Origin of the sequence: Lysinibacillus sp. G01H (assembly GCF_028872195.1) — a bacterium.
GTDB classification, from domain to species: domain Bacteria; phylum Bacillota; class Bacilli; order Bacillales_A; family Planococcaceae; genus Lysinibacillus; species Lysinibacillus capsici.
Map to the genome: position 1 here is coordinate 371,560 of NZ_CP118397.1, position 21,960 is coordinate 393,519.

Here is a 21,960-nt window from a genome sequence, read left to right on the forward strand (position 1 = left end):
CAAATGACTAAGCTACTAATAGCTTCAGCAGTCATTGCAATGATCGCAAGTGTGTTAGTGACACCGCTTATTACGAAGAAGAGAGAAGATGGACAATCGAAAAAAGTAATTGGATACTTTTTTATTGGAGTCTTTGTACTAGGGTTTTTAGCCACAGGGATTACGTTATATGTAACAAAAATTGATGTAAATTGGCTTGTTTTTTGGCCAGCTATTATTTTATTAACGTTAGCGGGTGCTCTGCTAGCAAGTGGTATCGAACGGAAAATAAAAGGTGTTTTATTTTTAGCAAGTTTAGGTGTAGCTGTGTATGTTTTATCAGCACCTTTATGGAATGCTAATGAAAAATTTAAATCATCTGAAATGAAGGAAGAAGTTGAAATAAAACCATTCGATGAGACACAAACACCTGCAAGTGTACCCCCGAAATTTGCTCGCAATAAAATGAAAAAGGCTTTCGGACAAGTGCCAAATACGAGCTACTATGAATTAGGGCGCTTACAAATTCAAAAAGTGAAGGGCGAATATGTTTATATCGCACCAGTTGAATTTTCTGGATTCTTTAAATGGATGAACGGTGGTACAACACCTGGTTACTTCATAATGAGTGCTACAGATTCTGCGGATAATCCTAAATTTATTAAAGAGGAAATGAAATATGTACCTTCCGCATATTTAAATGCTAATTTAGAACGTCATATTCGTTTGCAACATCCATTCCTTATTTTTTATGGTGACGTACAGTTGGAAGTAGATGATGAAGGAAAGCCATACTATATTCGCTCATATGGGGAATTTATTTCTGCGCGTAATGGCTTTGATGTAAAAGGAATTGTCTTGGTTGATGCGCTGACGGGGAAATCAGAGGTCATTAAACTGGATCAAATACCTGAATTCATTGATGGTGCTGTATCACCAGAGACAGTAAGTTTACAAAACAGTTATTTCGGTAATTATGTACATGGTTTTTGGAATAGTATGTTTGGTAAAAAGGATGTAAAGATTCCTTCTGATGAAGGAACAGAGTCGAATGTGAGCCCAATTTTCGATGAGAAGGGTGATATGTATTACTTTACGGATTTTACAAGCCCTAAAGAAGGTGTGGATTCAATGTTAGGCTATTCACTAACAAACGCACGAACAGGGAATGCAACATACTATACAGGGAATCAAGACTCAAGTTATATGGATTCACAAGGTAATTTACAAATAATAGAGAAGAAATTTATTGAGAAAAAGTGGAATGGCGAAATGCCAGTGTTATATAACTTTTATGGGGAAGCGAGCTGGCTGACAGCGGTGCTAGATTCCAATGGTTTCTTACAAAATTATTTTATTGTTTCTGCAGCCAATCCTGAAATTTCCGTTTACGCTACTACTCCTAAGGAGGCATTGAAACTATATAAAACAGCCTTAAGTCGAGGAGGAAATACTGTAGATGGTAGCTCAAGTGCTGAGGAAAAACAAATAAGTGGTAAGGTATTACGTGTATATAAAGAACGTCTAGGCGATTTTACAACTGTATCTTTCTTATTAAACAATGGTGAAAATTATTTAGTGAGTGCCGAAACAGAACCTTTAGCAATTTATTTACAAGAGGGTGATGAGGTAATACTCACTTATGGCGATACAGGAGAGCAGTTCCTACCAGTTCGCTCACTTATAATTAGAGGACTACAATAAAAAGAACAAAAGACGATCTTGTTATTACGAAGATCGTCTTTTTTATGTAGCTTGCTCTTGAACATAGGTAAGCATCTTTTCTCTATGGTTCATAAATAGTCTTTTAGCATGATCATTTAGTGTAAAGATTTCTTGTATATACCCCTGTAACAATTTATCTTCATATTCACAAGCATCGCCGTATGTGTTTTCTAAAATATAGGATAATAAAAGAGCATGCAAGACAACTACTTCTAAATTCTGTGTATTCGAGACGAATTTTAAATTGAGAATTGTAGTATGAGAAACGAACTGATTGACATAATCAATGGGTTTTTTATATACACTCAAATCAATATGTGGCTCGAGTCTTTTTCTTAATTGGGTGCATTCATTATTTAAGTCTTCAATTTTTAAGAATAAACCTCTTACACTTCTCTTATGTTGTTGTTCCAAGGTGCGAGCAAGATGTTTATTGATATTGGACATTGTTTGTATAACTCCTTTCTTTAATAGGTATCATTTATTAATATGAATGGAATAGCTGGAAAAGGAAAGAGTCTTTTCGTTTAATTTATGGTTAGATTTATAGAAGGAATTGTGGCAATATCCCTAGATTGAATATATATCGGTAATAGTTTTATGTAAAAAATGGAATTATTATCATACGATAGTAACTCCATTTTCGTTCTTTTATTTCCAATTAAACCCTTTTGTTGCTAAAAACTCTTTGATATGCGGACGTCGTTGTTCGATTAAAAAATCAGCCATCTGCTTTGTCCAGTTATCAATTTTTCTGTTTGACGAACGGCTGTTATAGTATATTTCCATTTTCTCGTTGTAGGCAGGTAAAAGCTCTTCATATTTTTCAACATTGTATTCATTTTCATGTAATACAGCAGATACAGGTAAACGAGGTTTTACCTCATTGCGACGCGCAGGAACGCCAATTGTTAGCCCGAATAATGGGAAAACGTGATCAGGCAGATTAAATAATTCACTGATTTCAGAAGGTTTATTGCGTACACCTCCAATATAGCAAATGCCATAACCCATTGATTCTGCCGCAATAACAAAATTCTGTGCAAACAATGATACATCTGCTACCCCAACAAGGACATTTTCAGCAGAATCAGCTACAATATCCACTCCTTCTAGTTTCCCAGCCATTTGAAGTCGCTTGAAATCTACGCAAAAAACAAATGCCCCACCTGAAGTTTCATATTGACGTGGATTACCAGAGAGTAAGCCTAATTTTTCCTTTTTATCTGCATCTGTTACCCATATTACACTATAGGCTTGCACAAAATGTGATGTTGCAGCCATTTGTGCTGTTCCAATTAAATCTTCAATGATTTCTTTTGAAATCGGTTCTCCATCATAGATGCGTACCGAGGAATGGCTACGTAATAGTTCTTTAACCATTAAAAACTCTCTCCTTTGTGTCTGTTCTATACCTTGAGCATAGCACGCTTTTCTAGCAAAATCGAATAATGAGGAACAAAAAGTTATTTATAAATAATTTATAAATGTCGAAATTATCTCGTAAAGTAAAATATTTCATTTGATATAGATTAAATATTCTAAATAGTATAAAATTGTAGAAGCGACTGTTTATTTGGTTGTGCTACCAAAAATTACATGATCTTTATTCACAAATGTTTAGACAGCATTAGCTATTAGGTGATGAAATCCTCCTGGAATAAAGATACATTCTCTGACGGATGTCACAGATTTACTGGAACCAAATATGCAAGTTGAACAAAAATAAAGTGGAATGGAGGAATAGGGAATGGAAGAAAAGTTAGCGAAAAAGCTTCGTCATGAACAATTACGAAGCAAGGTTGTAACAGCAGAAGAAGCAGCTTCTTGGATTAAGGATGGCATGGTATTAGGGATGAGCGGATTCACACGTGCTGGCGATGTAAAGGTTGTACCTCTTGCACTTGTAGAGAAAGCGAAAAAAGAGGATTTTCAAGTAGATGTCTTTACAGGTGCATCACTTGGACCTGAGGTAGACCAATATTTAGCAGAAGCAGGGGTCATTCGTAAGCGAGGTCCTTTCCAAGCAGATGCTTGCATTCGTAATAAAATCAATAGCGGTGGTATCACATTTGTCGATGCCCATCTTTCCCATAATGCTGAGCTTGTTCGTCAAGGTATTATTGGACCAATTGATTTTGCGATCATTGAAGCTGCTGCTATTACAGAAGAAGGCTTATTAATTCCTACAACTTCAGTTGGTAACTCTCCCATTTTTGTGCAAGAAGCAGACCAAGTCATCATTGAATTAAACGTAGCACAGCTTGATGCATTAGAAGGTATACATGATATTTACGTACCTGCACAACAAGGAAAACGTGATCCAATTCCTTTACAGAATGTTTCAGATCGTCTTGGTATAATTGGAATTCCACTAGATTTAGATAAAGTAAAAGGCATCGTCATTTCGGATATATTAGATGCGCCATCAACGATTGTCCCAGCGGATGAAGAGACAGATGTTATGGCTAATCACTTATTAAATTTCCTACGTGAAGAGATTAAAGTAGGTCGCTTAACAACAAGTTTACGACCAATTCAATCTGGGGTAGGCTCAGTAGCAAATGCTGTATTGCTAGGCTTTAAAGATTCTGAGTTTGAGAACTTAGAAGTTTATTCAGAAGTTCTCCAGGATGCAGTATTTGAATTAATTGATGCAGGGAAAGTAAAATTTGCATCTGCAACTTCTATTACCCTTTCTGAGCAAGTAGGAAACCGTGTTTATGGGAATTTTGAAAAATATGCTGATAAATTAGTGCTGCGCCCTCAAGAGATTTCAAATCAGCCTGAAATTATTCGTCGACTCGGATTAATTTCAGTGAATACAGCATTGGAATTAGATATTTATGGCAATGTTAATTCCACACACGTTTCTGGTACAAAGATGATGAATGGTATCGGAGGGTCTGGTGACTTTGCTCGAAATGCACGTTTAGGAATTTTTGTGACAAAGTCTTATGCTAAGGGTGGAGATATTTCGAGTATTGTTCCAATGGTCTCGCATGTGGATCATACAGAGCATGATGTTGATGTCATTGTAACTGAACAGGGCGTAGCAGATTTACGAGGACTTGCCCCAAAAGAACGAGTGGGACTTATCATTGATAATTGTGCACATCCTGATTATAGGGAGCAGCTGTGGCAGTACTTTAATGATGCCAATGAGGCAACGGGTGGACATCATACACCACATGATCTAGAAAAAGCACTATCATGGCACGTTAATTATGCGAAAAACGGTACGATGAAGGACCCTGCTTTTACAAAACAATAGTATTATCTGAAAAGCCTTGAAGGACAGTTTAGTCTGTTTCTTCAAGGCTTTTACGTTTTAATTTAATGAAAGTCTTATAATAATCCAATCCATTTCCAATAAGTTGCAGAGAACAAAAGTACGAGAAGGAAACCGATAATGGTTAATGGAATCCCAGATTTCAAGAAATCCTTTGTTGTAAAGGAACCTGTACCATAGGCAAGCATGTTTTGTGGTGCACTAATTGGTAATAGGAAGCCAAAGCTTATGACGAATTGTTGCACAATAACAAAACCAACTTGATCAACATTAGCCGTTAATGTGGAGGCTAAAACGATAAACACAGGTATAAGTGCTGAGGCTAAGCTAGTTGCGCTTGCAAAGCCTAAATGAATCAAAATGTTAAATAAAGTTACGAGTGCGATGGTTGCTAGTAAAGGCATAGTATTTAGCCCGAGTGAACCAAAAACTTTATCTGATAACCATGCAGCACCTTGCGTATTTAGTAAAATGGTTCCTAACATAATGCCTACCGCAAAGACGATAATTGTTCCCCATGGAATATGAGGCTCAACTTCCTTCCACGAATACACACCGATTTTAGGCATTAATAGAATAGCGATAGCAATAATTGTGACTGTTGTCGTATCAAATGGATGTAGCTTTCCTTCAGTTGCCCAGAAAAATAGTAAAACTACGGATGTAATGATTAAACGAATTTCAGGAGCCTTTAATGGGCCAAGCTCTGCAAGCTGTTTTTTGATGACCTCTTTACCACCTTCGATATTGCTAGTCTCAGGTTTAATTAAAGCAATCATAATGAAAAATAAAAAGATAGACATAATAATTGAGAAGGGGGCGGCATAAAGTAGCCAAGCACCCCATGAAATATCCACATTAAATTGCTCTTGGATAAAGTTTAAAGCCACCATATTTTGAGCTGCTGCAGTCTTAATACCGATATTCCAAATGGAAACTGCTTGTACCGAAGTAATAACTAATAAGGCAGCAAGCCGACTATCACGTGGTAAACCAAAAGCTGCCACCATTCCAAGCAATATCGGTACTACTGCGCCAGCACGTGCTGTAGCAGAAGGTACAAAAAATGCGAGGACGATAGAGACTAAAATAGCGCCAAATACGATAGCTTTTGTTTTCGTTCCTACCAATGAAAGAATCCAAAGAGCAAGTCGTTTATGTAGATTAGTAATTTGCATTGCTGCCGCTAGAAAAAGAGCTGCTGCTACTAAAGCAACGGCAGAATTACTAAAGCCGCTTAAAGATAATTTTAATGCGCTAGCTGTTCCTAGCTCTGTAGTTGGATCCTCCATTGACGGAGCGAGTCCTAGTAAAACAGTTACTAGCGCAATGATCATGGCCGAGCTCACAGGATATGAAACGGCCTCTGTAACCCAAAGGATGACTGCAAAAGCTAAAATGGCTAAAGCTCGTTGCCCAGCTATAGGTAAATCACCATTATTAGGTAAAAAGGTAATAATGATTAGTAACGCGAATGCCAAGCCAATCCACAGTGGCTTTAAATTAAATTTTGTAGCTGCTTGCTTTGGGGAAGACATATTTTCTCATCCTTTCTACGATAAAAATGACGATCATTATCCATAACATCGGCCTGTATAATGTTTTATTAAGATAAGAATATGTCGATTTTATTGTAGAAAAAAATCTATGTGAAAATTGTGTTTTTTACAGCAATATGAGTAGATAAAGAGAAAATACATGGTCACAAATAATACAAAAATATCCAAAAAATATTATTTCTTTTTCTTAAAGGCAGAAGTTACTTTAGGCTCTGTGCCAATGACTAATCGTTTAATATTTTCAAGGTGCAGGATAATGGCTATGCCAAAAAGAAGAAGAGCTATAATGGTTGGGCCAATGCCAGGAATCCATAAATAAGTTGCTGTACAAAACACGAGATAAAATTCTAGAACACCAACAATTAAATAATTTGTTGCAAAGGATAAAATAACAAATAAAATAAGTGCAAATAAACCAATCTTCCAATCAACAGCAAGTAAAATACCAATGATGGAGGCAGTTCCTTTCCCCCCGTTGAAGCCCATGTAGAATGGGAAATTATGACCTAAAATAACCCCAGCAGCCATTATATAAGTAAGCAGCCAAATTTGTTCTTCTGTTAAATGAATGGCGTCAGCTAGATAAAAATGCGCACCTATAATAGCCACAACACCTTTGCCTATATCGATGAGGGCAACTAAAACGCCATATTTCCAACCAAGGGAAAGAGTAGCATTAGAGGCACCAGCATTACCGTGCCCAGCCTTTTTTAAATCAACCCCCGATAAAAATTGAGCCACTTTAGAGCCGTGAATACAGCCTATTAAATAGCCAATCATAAGAAAAATGATCACGGCCTTTACCATAAAAATACTCCTCTCAAAATTTTTTCTAAAATAGTGTATGCGTTCATATTACGTATAAGAGCAGACAGAAGTTTCGGAAAAAATAAAATTTACATGTTGACAGAAAAAAACTCTATGTTTATACTGTGTAACAACGATGGAAATTGAATCTCATACTCTTATCAAGAGCGGCGGAGGGATAGGCCCTATGATGCCCGGCAACCAGTAAGCAATGAGCTTACTAAGGTGCTAATTCCTACAGATTCTTACTTGGATCTGGCAGATAAGGGGAGGAAAACTTGCAACCGCAACCCTCTTCTTAGCTGAAGAGGGTTTTTGTTTTCTACAGAAAAATCCTCCTCATCTCCGGTACCATCGTAAAAAAATAACCATTTGGAGGTACACAATGACAAATTTTAAACCAGAAACATTGCTGTTGCATGGTGGTCAAGAGCCAGACCCAGTGACGGGTTCTCGCACAGTTCCAGTCTATCGCTCAACTGCTTTCGTATTTAAAGACACTGCTCATGCGCAACGTCTTTTTGCCTTAGAGGAAGCAGGGAACATTTACACAAGAATTACTAATCCAACAGTTGATGTGTTTGAAAAACGTGTGGCTTTATTGGAAGGTGGAACAGCAGCAGTAGCACTTTCATCTGGTGCAGCAGCTATCGCATTTTCCATTTTAAATCTAGCTGGAGCTGGTGATGAGATAGTAGCAGCTAGTTCTTTATATGGTGGTACGTATAATTTATTTGCTAACACATTACCAAACTACGGTATTAAAACAATTTTTGTAGATGAAACAAATCCAGAGAATTTCAATGCGGCGATTACTGATAAAACAAAAGCTGTCTTTGCAGAGGTTTATGGTAATCCAAGCTTAAAGGTTTTAGATATTGAAGCAGTAGCTAAAATTGCACATGATAATGGTCTACCATTAATTATTGACAGCACGTTTGCTTCTCCTTACGGTTCTACACCTATTGAATACGGTGCAGATGTTGTGGTTCATTCAGCAACTAAATGGATAGGAGGTCATGGTACAACTTTAGGGGGCGTTGTTGTAGACGCTGGTAAGTTTGATTGGACTAGCGGTCGATTCCCTGGTTTTACTGAACCAGATGCCTCTTACCATGGGTTACGTTATGGAATTGATACTGCTTCTGCTGCCTTTGCTACAAAGCTACGTGTACAATTATTACGTGATTTTGGTCCAACACTAAGTGCTGATGCTGCCTTTAATTTATTGCAAGGGTTAGAAACGCTTCATCTGCGTATCCCTAAACACAATGAAAATGCGTTGGCAGTGGCTAAGTATTTACAAAACCACCCATCTGTGGAGTATGTAAATTATAACGGCCTAGAAGATTTTCCGACACATGGGTTAGCAAAAAAATATTTAAGAAATGGCTTCGGTTCAGTGCTTACATTTGGCATCAAGGGTGGACGAGAAGCTGGGAGAAAGCTTATTGATAGCGTGAGATTATTTTCACATGTAGCAAATGTAGGTGATGCAAAGTCATTAATTATTCATCCAGCTTCCACTACACATCAGCAACTATCAGCAGAAGAATTAGTTCAAGCTGGTGTAACCGAGTCGCTCATTCGCTTATCCATCGGTTTAGAGGCAGTAGAGGATATTATTGCTGATTTAGATCAAGCCATTACACAGGCAACAACAACTGAACAAACAGTAGAAGCTTAAAGTTTAAAGCAAATGGTAGAATGTTGTGGCGTTTACGTATTTTCTCATTCGATTAGCCTCATTTGGTAATGCGTTAAACGTTGCTACATCAACCTATTATTGCACCCGTTAATTATCAGAACCTTATAAAAAAATACCAAGTAATTTTATATGTATTGTTGATTTTATTAAATCCATGGTATATACTAGGAAATAAGTTAACAGTACGAAAATTCTTTAGAAAAAAGGTTAATGTTTTCATAAGTGCTCCCCCACTTTTGAATATATAGAAGGGTAGTTGCCTAGCCAGTGACTACTCTTCCCAAAAACTGATGATAAAGGAGTGTTTAAAATGGGTAACATCTATAGTGCGCAAAACATTGTATCCTATCTAATATATGAGCTAAATGAAGGGCATGTATTTGTCAACAATAAATCCATTCAACACCTTCTTACATCAGTTGAAAGAAAATGGCAGGAAGTATTTGGTCATACAGCATTTCAAGAACGTGTTTTTACTGAAGAAGACTTTGCTGTTAAGGAAGTATTTGAGGCATATGAACAGTATGGTGTGAGCCATATCTCACTTCCTGCGACAGAGTTTTACTTGAAGTATGGTACATTTCAATTAGTGGAACGTACATATGCAATACCAAATTTTACAGAAGAAGAGATTAGTCTTGTTCAACAAGCTTTAGCACAATACCGTTATCAATTGCTTTCAAAAGCAAGTTAAGACCCCTCATATTTTTAAGCTCATTCTCTGCTGCTACAGGGAATGAGTTTTTTCTTTAAAGGGATTGTTATGAGTGTCTGAGCATACATATATATAATAGAAGAAAGACATTCATATATTGAAATGTAAATAGTCAATATTTGTTCAAATCTTATAGATTGATTAATAAAACGTATAATAAAGGGAATGAAACCGATTTCTTTTGCACATCTAGAGAAAACAAATGTCCTTCCTAGAAAGATTTTTCTTGTGCAAAGTGTGTATTTGCGTTACAATTTTCTTTAAGTTAAATTTTGAATTATTTGAATTTGTATGTGTCCTAACACATATAGAAATAGCGAAACTCATACAAAGAGAGTTGTTAGCTAAAGACTGCGGTGGGTGTCACATTGTCATGACACAACCCCATGGAGAGTTAGCTTTAATGAAACTGCGGAATGTAAGTTGGAGGGAATAATAGGAATGGCAACTATAAAGGCAGCGATTTTAGGATTTGGAACGGTAGGTCAGGGGATTTACCATATTTTAAATGAAAAACGAGAAGAGCTAAAAAATAAATTAGGTATTGAATTAGAGGTAGCGAAGATTTTAGTGACAGATGCTAGTCGTGAACGTGTACCAGGCACAGCACATTTAATGACAACAAGTATGGATGAAGTCTTAGCAGAGCCAGGTATGCAGGTAGTGTTTGAAGCAATTGTGAACGAAGAACCTGCATACAGTTATTTAAAGCGAGCGGTGGAACATAAGTGTCATGTTATTACTGCCAATAAAGTGATGTTTGCCAAACGAGGTTTGGAGTTGCAGGATCTTGCAAAAGCTAATGGTGTTTTTGTAGGCTATGAGGCTACTACTGCTGGTGGCGTACCTGTTATAAAAACAATGAAAAATATTTTACTTGTAAATGATGTAAGTCGTATACAAGGTGTCTTAAATGGCACATGTAATTATATTTTAACAAAAATGCGTGCACAGGGCTGGTCGTTCGAAACAGCTTTAAAAGAGGCACAAGGCTTAGGTTATGCCGAAGCAGATCCATATAATGATATATCTGGGCAGGATGCATTTAAAAAATTAATGATATTAAGTGCTTTAGCTTTTGGTGAGCAGCCTGACTGGTCTGATGTAGAGGTAATTGGGATCGATAGTATCTCTGCTGAACAAGTTCATGAAGCATGTGAAAAGGGTCTACGTTACCGCCATGTAGCTGAAGTGGAAAAACTAGCTGACGGTAAGATTGTTGCAAAAGTAGGTCCTCAACTAGTTGATAAAGAGCATCCACTTTATCCAGTCGACGATGTGTTCAATGCGGTGGCATTAGAGACTAACTATATTGGTACATTAACATTAATCGGTCCTGGAGCAGGGATGTATCCAACAGCGAGTGTGATGGTAGAAGATTATGCTGAAATCATTGGGAAAAGAGCAGGATTTGTTGTGACAATCTAATAAAAGCTTTAAAAAAGGCCCGCCATTCAACAATGTTCAATTGTATGAATGGTGGGCTTTTAGTCTTCATCTTTGACGTCTATGTCCTCTGGAATAGGAGTAGCTCGCCAAATTTCAATTTCCTCTTTTATACGTTCCAATTGTTTAAAATAAGTGCTGAATTGTCCGCTATTGATTAAAATTTGTTGGCCATCGTAAACAGAACGGATGCGTCCTTCATAAATTAGACGCATAACTTGATCCTCAGGCATACCAAGATCAATAGCTGTCTCTTCAATTGATTTGTACATACGATTCGCTCCTTTTACTGTTTTTATTATAACGTCCATTCATGAGAAAACATACTATTGGAATTAAAAGAAAAGTAAAAATGATAATTGTTTGATTTTGGATAAATATGTATGATTAGTATTGATAACGTAGTGAAGCGGGGATGAGTTGATAAATGCTAAATTCATTGTTTGTATTACTAGCAGCAATTCTATGGGGAATGACAGGTACTGCCCAAACATATTTGGATCAAGGGGTATCTCCGATAGCAGTGGCCATGATTCGTTCTGCAATTGGTGGCAGTTTATTATTAGTTATTACGATTATAATGAGGAAAATTAACTTTTTAAGGTGGTCATGGAAATGGACAATTTTAGCTGCGGCTAGTATTGCGCTTTTCCAAGGTCTTTTCTTCTCATCCATTCGCCTAACAGGTATAGCCATTGGAACTGTTGCTACTATTGGTAGTGCACCAGTGTTTTCTGGTGTTTTAGAGTGGCTAGTATGGAAAACACGTCCCACAGCGGTATGGGGACTTGCTACATTGATGGCCATTATCGGATGTCTTTTATTGTTTATGAATAATGGAGAAGATTCTGTTCACGTTGGCGGATTCATATTAGCGCTTTGTGCAGGTTTATCCTTTGCATTTTACACAAACATAAGTAAAAAATTAATGGCACAAGAAGAGGCATTACCCGCAGTTGCTATGACATTCTCCATTTGCGCTTTGTTTTTACTGCCGTTTTCTTTACAAGGTGGATTTTCCTGGTTAGTAAATGTGCACAACTTATGGACAATGTTATTTATGGGGATTATGTGTACAAGTGTAGCGTATTTCCTGTTTTTAAGTGGACTACAAAAAATTAGTTCATCCTCAGCTGTAACACTTTCATTAGCAGAACCCTTGACTGCTGCAATTCTTGGTGTGTTTTTAGTTGGAGAACACTTAAGTGTAGTTTCCTGGCTTGGAGTAGCGATGCTTTTAGGTGGCATTGTTGTTTTAACAATGGGTGGGAGAAAAAAGCTAAAACCTTAAGAAATTCTTCATTTTTATAATAGCTGGTTTTTAAGATTTAGAAGATACACTTATATTTGAGAGCGAGGTGTATATCATGACGAAATTAACAGTTCTTGTTACAGATGACGATCAAGATATTCGTGATGGTATTGAAATCTATTTAAAAAATGAAGGCTATCATGTCATTAAAGCAGCAGATGGCTTAGATGCATTAAAAAAGCTAGAGAACAATGAAGTACATTTAATAATTTTAGATATCATGATGCCAAATATGGATGGAATTACAGCAACCTTTAAAATTAGGGAAGAGCGCAATATCCCCATTATCATGCTAAGTGCAAAGGCGGAGGATGGCGATAAGATTCATGGATTATCGGTAGGAGCTGATGATTATGTGACAAAGCCATTCCATCCATTAGAGCTATTGGCACGTGTAAAATCACAGCTGCGCCGTTATGTGCAGCTAGGAACGTATAGTGAGGGAGCTACAAAAGTGGAAATAGACGGACTAGTTCTTGATGAAGAGGCAAAAGAAGTTGTACTAGAAGGAGAACCAGTTCGACTAACCCCGATAGAATATAAAATTACAGAACTATTAATGAAAAATGCAGGGCGTGTGTTTTCGATTCGTGAAATTTATGAACGTGTTTGGAATGAGGAAGCTTATAATGCTGAAAATATTGTAGCTGTTCACATTCGGAAAATACGTGAGAAAATTGAAGCTGATCCGAAAAATCCACGCTATCTAAAGGTGGTATGGGGCGTTGGCTATAAAATGGAAAAATAAACTAGAGAAGTATATGACAATTGCAGGATTTCTAGCAGGCGTTGTTGGACTCATTTATTTTGGTGTTTATGCCTATCAAATTGTCAATTCTCGCTCCTCAGAGGTTTTACAGTTACTAGAAAGAATTTTTTAGAGGAGTGTAAAGACTTATGGTGAAAAAATGGAAATCTCTTCTCGTGTTAATGTGTTTAATCTGGACAGTTTTCGGTATCTTTACTTTTTATCATGTGGGGTACCAGTATATTGGGAAATCATATTTCGAATCGGAAAATTTCCAGCATGAAATCGATAATTTCACTGCAGAACTAGGACCGTTAGTAATTAATGTACCGAATGCAGAGGAATTGAAAAATAAAATTGAGATTACCCAAACTGAAATAGATGATCATCGTAATTACTATGGTACATTAGGGCAGCAAATCGAAAATATTAAAGCACAATATGAACAGCGCATTCAGGAAGCTGTAGATGCCAATGCTACAGAATTAAAGACAAAGCTAGAGACTGAACGGGATACTAAAATTAAAGATATTACCGCAAATTTTGAAGATGATGAGCATGTACGAAAGAAGATTTTTGCAGAAAAAGAAGAACTTATTGATAAATATATCAAAGCCGCTCAAACTGAATCCAAAAGCTTTAGTAAAACCTATGATTATTGGTCATATGAGTTGACAAATACAGAAACTGGTAAAATTTACCGTTCTGGTGATGTTTCTGAAAGTAGTGCCTATAAAATAAAGTATACTGATCGAAAACCGCTATATGCATGGAATATCAGTGATAATTTAAGAGATATTTTTTACCGTACAGAAACGTATGTGAATGTAGATGACCTTTACGAAACGACAGAATATACAGGTGTAATAGCTATCTCTAAAAAAGCAGTAATATCAGAAGATTTGATACAAGGAGGATACCAACAATTTCAACAGTTTCAGCGCAATCAATATACCCATTACTTTATTTGGATCACAAGTATTATAATGGCCGTCTTTGTATGGAGGGGGCGTAAGGACTTATTACAGATAGTTATGAGCATGAAGGAAAAAGATCTATTAACGAAGTATAAAATTGATGTTCAAATTATTCTTTTATTAATAACAGCCTTTATGTATTTCTTTTCAGCACAAGTTGTTTTTGAATCTATAGAATATAATTCAATATATAATAATAATTATGTTCGTTTTATACTTGATATTGCCTTTAAAATAGTTGTTCTAATGGTAATTGGTAGTGTTTTCTTCGTACAATTAATATGGTTGTATACAAGAGTAGATACTTTGAAAAAGCTAGAGGAGAATGTTAAATCGAGTTATTTATGGTCACTTGGCGATTCGATGACTGACTTATTTATTAATCGTTCAATTGCATTGCATTCAATTGTAATGCTAGCCGCAGCATTCTTTGGAGGAGGTAGCCTTGTTGCATTAATGACTGGAGTAGGGAGCTTTGCAGTCCTTGTGCTTGGTATTTGTATGCTTATAGGGTTCCCTGCTATGATTGTTTTCTTATCCAGAATGGGTTATTTAAATCGTATTATGAAAGATACGAAGGATATGGCTGAAGGACGTTTAAACCGTGATGTAAAGGTAAAAGGTAAATCTCCGCTTACAGGTCATGCAGAAAACCTCAATCATTTACGAGAAGGTGTGCGTACGTCCATGCATGAGCAGGCGAAAAGTGAGCGTTTAAAAACAGAGCTGATTACAAATGTGAGTCATGATTTACGTACTCCTTTAACCTCAATAATTACGTATACCGATTTATTGAAGAAGCCAAATATTACAGAGGAAGAACGGAAACAATACATTCATATACTGGATAAAAAGTCTGAACGCTTAAAAGTGCTGATTGAAGACCTTTTTGAAGTATCAAAAATGGCAAGTGGTAATATTGAACTTCACCGCAGTCGAGTAGATTTAACACAGCTTATCCAGCAAGCTGTAGGGGAGCATAAAGAGGATTTAACACAGTCACAACTAGATTTACGAATGACCATGCCTCATGATCCAATCTTTGCATATGTGGATGGCCAAAAGTGGTGGAGACTTATTGATAATTTAATTGTCAATGTCTTGAAGTATGCACTAGAGGGAACGCGTGTTTATGTGACATTTAAGCGTACGGCAGATGGTGATGCTGAATTTACAGTGAAAAATGTAGCGAAGTATGAAATTAGTGAAGATGCTGAAGAATTATTTGAACGCTTTAAACGTGCAGATGCCTCACGTCATACAGAGGGCTCAGGGCTTGGATTAGCCATTGCACAATCCATTGTCGATTTACATGGAGCAAGAATGAGCATTGATGTAGATGGCGATTTATTTAAAGTAATTGTTCGAATTCCAGCAGTTTAATGGTAAAAAGGCGGCAAACTTCGGCCGCCTTTTTTATTATAAGCCTAAATTTTTGGCGATAATAACCTTCATGACTTCATTAGTACCAGCATAGATCGACATAACAGGTATATCTCTATATCTTCTAGCGATCTTATATTCCTCCATATAGCCATAGCCACCATGCAATTGCATACATTGCGTAGCAAGGTCACGTGCATTTTCGGTAATCCAGTATTTTGCCATAGAAACTTTTGTCACAACATCATTCCCTGCAATATGCTCTTCAATCAATGATTCCAAAAAGGATTTACCAAGCTCGATTTTAGTAGCCATTTCAGCTATTTTAAATTGTGTATTTTGGAAGTCACCGATTGTTTTGCCAAAAGCCTGACGTGATTTCACATAGTCTAGCGTTAGCATAAGCATATCCTCAGCGGCTGTTTGTGCGGCAATCGCTACTGCTAATCGCTCTTGTTGTAGTTTTTCCATCATATAATGAAAGCCCTTGCCTTCTTCTCCAAGTAGGTTTTGAACAGGCACTCGACAATCTTCAAAATAGAGTTCAGCTGTATCTTGGGCATGCATACCAACTTTTTCGAGCTGTCTTCCTTTTGTAAAGCCAGGTGTGCCCTCTTCAATAACAAGTAGGCTAATACCACGATGCTTTTTCTCAGCCTGAGGATTTGTTTTTACTGCGACAACCGCTAAGTTTGTATGGATGCCATTTGTTATAAAGGTTTTTTGACCATTTACGATATAATGATCCCCATCGCGAATGGCTGACGTTTTGATATTTGCCAAGTCTGAACCTGTACCAGGCTCCGTCATTGCAATAGCTGTTATATAGTCGCCTGTAACACATTTTGGCAGCCAACGAGATTTTTGTTCGTGTGTACCATATGCTTCGATATATGGGACAACAATATCATTATGCAGGCCAACCCCGATAAGACTTGAGCCTATACGTTCAAGCTCTTCTTGTATAATGACGCCAAAGCTGAAATCCAAGCCCAGTCCGCCATATTGTTCTTCTACTTGTGGGCAAAGATACCCCATATCACCAAGCTTACGCCAAAAAGAAAGCGGAATAAGATGATCCTTTTCCCACTGTGCATAATGCGGTTCAGCTTCTTCAGCTAAAAACTTACGAAAGGTTTTGCGAAATAACTCATGCTCTGTTGTTTCAAATTTATAACGTGTCATTTGAAATAGCACCCCTTTTTCCTCGTAAATACGCGAATTTGCTCGTTCATCTACTATGTTACTGGAAGAAATGTGAAAATAAAAGTGGTATTTAATATGTAAATGACGAAAATGTCATCTATATACAGTGAAATGTCATGTAAAACGAGAGTAACTAATGATATGAAAAGGTAAACTTAAATTTGTCATAGAATAAAGTGACAAGTTCCTACTTTCTCTAGAAGATTATTCAAGTGCTTTAAGCAATATGATTGTTAAGCATAATGATATAATCAATTAAATTATAGACAGAAAGTAGAGGACTTGGTTATGCCAAAAGTAATCGGTGGTGTTCTTTTAATTAGTATTTATAGTGCTTTGACTTTCTATTTAGGGTGGGGAGTAAAGCAGTGGCTTGTAGCAATGGGGTGGTTTCGTTTTCCGGTCTTATTTTGGATCGTGCTGTATATGGTTGCTTTTAGTATTATAATCGGAAGATTACACGAGTCATTACGAGTGTTTTCTGTAATCAGTAATTATTGGATGTTTATCTTTGAATATGGCATATTGCTATGTTTAGTTGCACAATTTATTATTTGGCTCACACCTTTTAAAAATGTGCAAATAATAGGTAGCGTAGCAGTAGCAATCCTATTCTTGTTAAGTATCATTGGCTCCTATTTAGCCTATTCACCAGTTGTTCGTCATTTAGAAATAACAATTGATAAACAAGATAGTGAGTTAAACACACTAAGAGCTGTTGTGGCATCTGATTTTCACTTAGGTGTTTTATCACATAAACGACATTTACAACGTTTTGTCAGTTTAACTAATGAAGCACAACCAGATATTGTGTTGTTAGCTGGGGATATTGTGGACGATGACCCTAAATGGTTTGTTCAAGAGGGTATGGCAGATGTCATGAAACAACTAACATCTACATATGGAACATATGGTATATTAGGTAACCATGAATATTACGGCAAAAAAATTCCTGAGTTTATTAAGGAAATGGAAAATGCCAATGTGAAAATGCTCCTAGATGAAACAATTCTTATAGAAGATGCGTTTATATTAACAGGGCAAGAGGACAGAACGAATAAAGAAAGAAAACCACTTGAGGTACTAAAGCCTTCTGCTAATTTACCATGGCTTGTAATGAATCATACACCTGACGATTTGAACATGCCTTCAAAAATGGGCGTTGATTTACATATGTCTGGTCATACACACAAGGGACAACTGTGGCCGAATCAGTATATAACAGCTCGTGTATTTGAACTGGATTATGGTTATAAATTGAAGGAACAGATGCATACACTTGTTTCATCAGGCTATGGCTTCTGGGGCCCACCGATGCGAATTGGCAGTAGATCAGAGCTTTGGGTAGTAGATATAACATTTAAATAGAATGTGATGATCTAACAATCGGCTTCTTAGGTGAAATGGCAGTAGTATATACAAACGTAGTATTTTATAATAAGTGGGTATTTGATTAAAAAAGGTAAGGTGACATGGTGGAAATTATAGAGTTATTAAAAGCATTAATATTAGGCTTTGTTGAGGGTATGACAGAATTTGCACCAGTATCTTCTACGGGGCATATGATTATCGTGGATGATATGTGGTTAAAGACAGAGGAGTTTTTAGGGAAATATCCTGCCAACACATTTAAAATTGTTGTACAACTTGGTTCCATATTAGCAGTTATCGTAGTTATGTGGAAACGTATGCTAAGCTTAGTTGGTTTATATAATATTGAAGGTCAAGCTAAGTCCATAAATGGCCGCTTTAACTTATTGCATGTTATTGTTGGTATGCTACCAGCAGTTGTCTTAGGTTTTGCATTCAAGGATTTTATTGACGACCATCTTTTTAAAGTAGAACATGTTGTATATGCACTAGTGGCAGGAGCAATTCTAATGATTGCTGCAGATAAGTTGGCACCGAGAAAACCAAAAGTTGATTCTTTAGATAAGATTTCTTATGGTTTAGCATTTAAGGTAGGGCTAGTACAATGCCTATCTCTATGGCCAGGTTTTTCTCGTTCAGGTGCAACAATTTCGGGTGGGGTACTATTTGGTATGAGTCACCGTGTTGCAGCTGATTTTACATTCATTATGGCTGTGCCAATCATGGCAGGAGCTAGCCTCGTATCCGTTTTGAAAAACTGGGATACTTTATCAATGGACTATTTTGGCTTCTATGCTGTAGGATTTATTAGTTCGTTCGTCTTTGCATTACTGTCCATTAAGTTTTTCTTAGCGCTTATTTCAAAGGTAAAATTAATGCCTTTTGCCATTTATCGTTTAGTTTTAGCCGCAGTTCTTTGCGTTATCATTTTCATGTAAACAATAAGTCACGCTTCTTCTTCAAGAAGCAGTGGCTTTTTTTGCGTTAAAATTATTGAATCATCCATCCATTTTTTCAATAAAGTGAAAGAAAATGAGTATAAAGAATCATGTTAATGCATAAATTAAAAGCAAATTATAATAATATTAGACAACATTTACCTACATATTGTTCATTTAACTGTTTTGAGATTATAATTGATACATAAAGTGTCTAATTATTTGTTGTTTTTTTATAAAAAGTAGGAATATAGACTTATTAAAATATATGATTAAATATATGAGGTGGAGAAAATGTTTCAACTTATTAATAGATCTAAGAAAAATACAATTGAAATAAGCAATGAAGCAACAATCGGTATTTTTATAGAGGATCCAGACCGTTTACTACAATTAAATCTTGTAGGGTTAAGTGTGCATGATCTTCAGCTAATTAATAGTTTAAAACCATATGTAGAAAGAAATGTAGTAGAAGTGGTAGCTGCATTTTATCATGCAATAGAAAGTGTTCCTTCCTTACAAAAGGTTATTCAATCACATAGCTCCAGCGAACGTTTAAGACAGACATTACGTCACCATATTATTGAAATGTTTGAGGGGCGAATAGATGAAGCCTTTTTAGAGAAGCGAAGACGTGTGGCAAAAATGCATGTAAAGATTAATTTATATCCGAAATGGTATTTAGCTGCTTTTCAAATACTTGAGAAATCACTTCGCAAAATAGTGTATGAACTACGATTACCAAAGGGCGAAGAAGAGAAGTTTTGTGATGCTATCAGTAAAATATGTAATTTTGAACAACAAATCGTTTTAGAAGAATACGATAGCTACGCAAGTATACTAATTGAAACACAACGCAATAATGTTAGGGACCATGTAAAGGATGTTATAGGTGGAATTTCTACACAATTAGAGGTTCAATCACAAACTACGACTGAAACAGTAACAGAACTTGTATATAGCGCCAAGCGTGTCAACGCTTCTTTGAAGGAAAGTATGTATGAGGCAGAATCAATGCAAAAAGTTTCTAGTGAAGGCTATAGTAAAATACTATCTATTAATGAGCAAACAGGGAAGATTCATTATAAGACCGTAGAAATGGGAAATATGGTGGAGCAATTAGATGCATCCTCTTCTAAAATAAATGCCGTTGTAGAAATTGTGAAAAGTATTTCTGGCCAAACAAATTTACTTGCATTAAACTCTGCAATTGAGGCGGCACGTGCTGGTGAGCATGGTAAAGGATTTGCAGTTGTTGCAAACGAAGTACGCAAGCTTGCGGAGCAAACGAAAAGCTCTGTTGAGCAGATTGCTGAGTTAATCATGACGTCAAATGGTATCACAACACAAGTTGTACAAGCTATTCAGGACATACAGGAGCTTGTAAATAGTAGTATTGAACGTAATGCTGAATCCCTAAAAGCTTTTGATGCGATTTCTGGTTCTGTAGAAAATTCGATCTCAAATTTCCAAAAAGTTGATAATCAAGTATCTGAATTAGCTACTATTATTGAATCGATTGGTAAATCTTCGGAAGAGTTAGAGAGGGTGGCTAATCGCTTGAATACAACTATAAGAGAGTTTTAAAAGAAACATAGCTATGCATAACTATCTATGCATAGTTTTTTTGTATGTGAATTAGGATAAAAGGTCTTATTTTACGGATAAATCAACTAATAGGCTGATGAATTAGCTAATAACAAATTTTATAGAAAGAGGAAGATTACAAAACCCTAGAAAATGCTTGTTTTAAGTGTTACGCTATAGGCGAATTAGGGAATTGAGTAGAGGGGTGTTTGGAGCATGAAAAAGAAATTATTTATAACACGTAAGTTTCCTACACATATTGTTGAACTGCTACAGGAATTTTATGAAATCTCACAATGGGATGAGGAAGAAATTGTGATTCCACGTGAAAAATTGCTAGCAGCTGTCGCTGACTGTGAGGTACTGTGGGTAACGATAGCCGATCAAGTAGATGAAGAATTACTTTCGCATGCACCCAACTTAAAATTAGTGACGAATTTAGCAGTTGGATATAATAATATCGATGTGAAGGCTTTAAAAAAACGAGGCATTATGGCGACAAATACGCCTGGTGTTCTAACTAATACAACTGCTGATTTAGTATTTGGCTTACTGCTTGCAACTGCTCGTAGAATTCCAGAAAGTGAAAGATATTTACGTGAGGGTAACTGGAAAAGCTGGTATCCAATGCAACTGGTTGGCAAGGATGTTTCAGGAGCTACAATTGGCATTATTGGCATGGGGAGAATTGGCCAAGCCGTTGCTAGAAGAGCAAAAGGGTTTGATATGAAAATCTTGTATAATAATCGCAGACGTCGTCATGAAGCAGAAGAAATGTATGGCTTCCAGTATGTTTCGCTGGAGGATCTATTAAAGAAATCTGATTTTGTTGTGATTATGACACCTTATAATAGTGATACGGAAGGACTTATTGGTGCAAAGGAACTTGCTTTGATGAAAGAAGATGCGGTATTAATTAATGCCTCACGTGGTGGAATTATTGATGAGGATGCGCTGTACGATGTTCTGAAAAATGGGAAGCTTTGGGCTGCAGGACTAGATGTGTTTGAACAAGAGCCGATTGCGATGGATCATCCTTTATTAACACTTCCAAATGTAGTAGCTCTGCCACATATCGGTAGCGCATCATTAGAAACGAGAACGGCTATGCTAATGTTAAATGTAAAAGCCTTGACTGCTTATGGACAAGGAAAGGCAATATCCAATCGAATTGATTAAAAAGAGGAGCATATCGGTGAAAGATATG

At 36.6% G+C, this 21,960-nt stretch carries 19 protein-coding genes and 1 riboswitch; of the genes, 13 read left to right on the forward strand and 6 right to left on the reverse strand.

Translation table 11 applies throughout. From position 1 onward, the window contains the following. Nucleotides 1–3: 3 nt before the first annotated feature. Nucleotides 4–1,683: a hypothetical protein gene (locus PSR12_RS01835; protein WP_221679059.1), complete on the forward strand. Its 1,680-nt coding sequence runs from the start codon at nt 4–6 to the stop codon at nt 1,681–1,683. Nucleotides 1,684–1,725: 42 nt separating this feature from the next. Here the strand turns inward: PSR12_RS01835 and PSR12_RS01840 are convergent, their stop codons facing one another. Beyond that, nucleotides 1,726–2,151, reverse strand: a complete 426-nt coding sequence (locus PSR12_RS01840) for a hypothetical protein (protein ID WP_221679061.1) — start codon at nt 2,149–2,151, stop codon at nt 1,726–1,728. A gap of 204 nt (nt 2,152–2,355) precedes the next feature. After that, nucleotides 2,356–3,087 (reverse strand): class II chromate reductase ChrR, encoded by a 732-nt coding sequence (gene chrR / locus PSR12_RS01845; RefSeq protein WP_221679062.1) that lies wholly within the window; start codon nt 3,085–3,087, stop codon nt 2,356–2,358. A gap of 367 nt (nt 3,088–3,454) precedes the next feature. On the opposite strand from chrR, the gene PSR12_RS01850 reads away from it, so the two are divergent. Then, nucleotides 3,455–4,978: a succinyl-CoA:acetate CoA-transferase ScpC gene (locus tag PSR12_RS01850; protein ID WP_221679064.1), complete on the forward strand. Its 1,524-nt coding sequence runs from the start codon at nt 3,455–3,457 to the stop codon at nt 4,976–4,978. A 74-nt stretch (nt 4,979–5,052) separates the two neighbouring features. On the opposite strand, the gene PSR12_RS01855 is transcribed toward PSR12_RS01850, so the two are convergent. Together PSR12_RS01855 and PSR12_RS01860 are read right to left on the reverse strand one after the other, a co-directional pair. Beyond that, nucleotides 5,053–6,534 (reverse strand): SLC13 family permease, encoded by a 1,482-nt coding sequence (locus PSR12_RS01855; RefSeq protein ID WP_221679066.1) that lies wholly within the window; start codon nt 6,532–6,534, stop codon nt 5,053–5,055. A gap of 195 nt (nt 6,535–6,729) precedes the next feature. Next, nucleotides 6,730–7,362, reverse strand: coding sequence for a glycerol-3-phosphate acyltransferase (locus PSR12_RS01860; protein WP_257521038.1), 633 nt, complete (start codon nt 7,360–7,362; stop codon nt 6,730–6,732). A gap of 155 nt (nt 7,363–7,517) precedes the next feature. Further along, a riboswitch (SAM riboswitch) is annotated at nt 7,518–7,631 on the forward strand. Between the two features lie 116 nt (nt 7,632–7,747). Here PSR12_RS01860 and PSR12_RS01865 point away from each other — a divergent pair. The 3 genes from PSR12_RS01865 to PSR12_RS01875 all read left to right on the forward strand — a co-directional run bounded on the left by PSR12_RS01865 (nt 7,748) and on the right by PSR12_RS01875 (nt 11,213). After that, a complete protein-coding gene (locus tag PSR12_RS01865; RefSeq protein ID WP_257521039.1) occupies nt 7,748–9,049 on the forward strand; it encodes an O-acetylhomoserine aminocarboxypropyltransferase/cysteine synthase family protein in 1,302 nt (433 codons plus the stop codon). Nucleotides 9,050–9,380: 331 nt separating this feature from the next. After that, on the forward strand, nt 9,381–9,764 hold the full coding sequence (locus PSR12_RS01870; protein WP_221679071.1) for a hypothetical protein: 384 nt from the start codon (nt 9,381–9,383) through the stop codon (nt 9,762–9,764). A gap of 462 nt (nt 9,765–10,226) precedes the next feature. Beyond that, a complete protein-coding gene (locus PSR12_RS01875) occupies nt 10,227–11,213 on the forward strand; it encodes a homoserine dehydrogenase (protein ID WP_257521040.1) in 987 nt (328 codons plus the stop codon). A 59-nt stretch (nt 11,214–11,272) separates the two neighbouring features. Here PSR12_RS01875 and PSR12_RS01880 read toward each other — a convergent pair whose 3' ends face one another. Then, nucleotides 11,273–11,503 carry a MerR family transcriptional regulator gene (locus PSR12_RS01880; protein ID WP_004229745.1) on the reverse strand — a complete coding sequence of 77 codons (231 nt, stop codon included), beginning with the start codon at nt 11,501–11,503 and terminating at the stop codon, nt 11,273–11,275. Between the two features lie 155 nt (nt 11,504–11,658). Here PSR12_RS01880 and PSR12_RS01885 point away from each other — a divergent pair, with 155 nt between their 5' ends. From PSR12_RS01885 to PSR12_RS01900, 4 genes are all read left to right on the forward strand, one after another. Then, the gene (locus PSR12_RS01885) at nt 11,659–12,522 is read left to right on the forward strand and encodes a DMT family transporter (protein ID WP_274771339.1); all 864 of its coding nucleotides are present in this window, start codon (nt 11,659–11,661) and stop codon (nt 12,520–12,522) included. A gap of 76 nt (nt 12,523–12,598) precedes the next feature. After that, nucleotides 12,599–13,291: a response regulator transcription factor gene (locus PSR12_RS01890; RefSeq protein WP_004229740.1), complete on the forward strand. Its 693-nt coding sequence runs from the start codon at nt 12,599–12,601 to the stop codon at nt 13,289–13,291. Next, complete coding sequence (locus PSR12_RS01895) at nt 13,269–13,424, forward strand: hypothetical protein (protein ID WP_004229738.1); 156 nt, start codon at nt 13,269–13,271, stop codon at nt 13,422–13,424. The genes PSR12_RS01890 and PSR12_RS01895 overlap by 23 nt, the downstream gene beginning before the upstream one ends. Nucleotides 13,425–13,440: 16 nt before the next feature. Next, nucleotides 13,441–15,651 (forward strand): histidine kinase dimerization/phospho-acceptor domain-containing protein, encoded by a 2,211-nt coding sequence (locus PSR12_RS01900; protein ID WP_274771341.1) that lies wholly within the window; start codon nt 13,441–13,443, stop codon nt 15,649–15,651. 36 nt (nt 15,652–15,687) lie between these two features. Here PSR12_RS01900 and PSR12_RS01905 read toward each other — a convergent pair whose 3' ends face one another. Then, complete coding sequence (locus tag PSR12_RS01905) at nt 15,688–16,836, reverse strand: acyl-CoA dehydrogenase family protein (RefSeq protein WP_257521043.1); 1,149 nt, start codon at nt 16,834–16,836, stop codon at nt 15,688–15,690. A gap of 309 nt (nt 16,837–17,145) precedes the next feature. Here PSR12_RS01905 and PSR12_RS01910 point away from each other — a divergent pair, with 309 nt between their 5' ends. The 4 genes from PSR12_RS01910 (at nt 17,146) to PSR12_RS01925 (ending at nt 21,932) form a co-directional block, all read left to right on the forward strand. Next, complete coding sequence (locus PSR12_RS01910) at nt 17,146–18,225, forward strand: metallophosphoesterase (RefSeq protein ID WP_274771343.1); 1,080 nt, start codon at nt 17,146–17,148, stop codon at nt 18,223–18,225. A 104-nt stretch (nt 18,226–18,329) separates the two neighbouring features. After that, complete coding sequence (locus tag PSR12_RS01915; RefSeq protein WP_004229718.1) at nt 18,330–19,166, forward strand: undecaprenyl-diphosphate phosphatase; 837 nt, start codon at nt 18,330–18,332, stop codon at nt 19,164–19,166. Between the two features lie 294 nt (nt 19,167–19,460). After that, a complete protein-coding gene (locus PSR12_RS01920) occupies nt 19,461–20,753 on the forward strand; it encodes a globin-coupled sensor protein (RefSeq protein ID WP_221679080.1) in 1,293 nt (430 codons plus the stop codon). Between the two features lie 216 nt (nt 20,754–20,969). After that, nucleotides 20,970–21,932, forward strand: coding sequence for a 2-hydroxyacid dehydrogenase (locus PSR12_RS01925; RefSeq protein ID WP_221679082.1), 963 nt, complete (start codon nt 20,970–20,972; stop codon nt 21,930–21,932). The last annotated feature ends 28 nt before the right edge of the window (nt 21,933–21,960 follow it).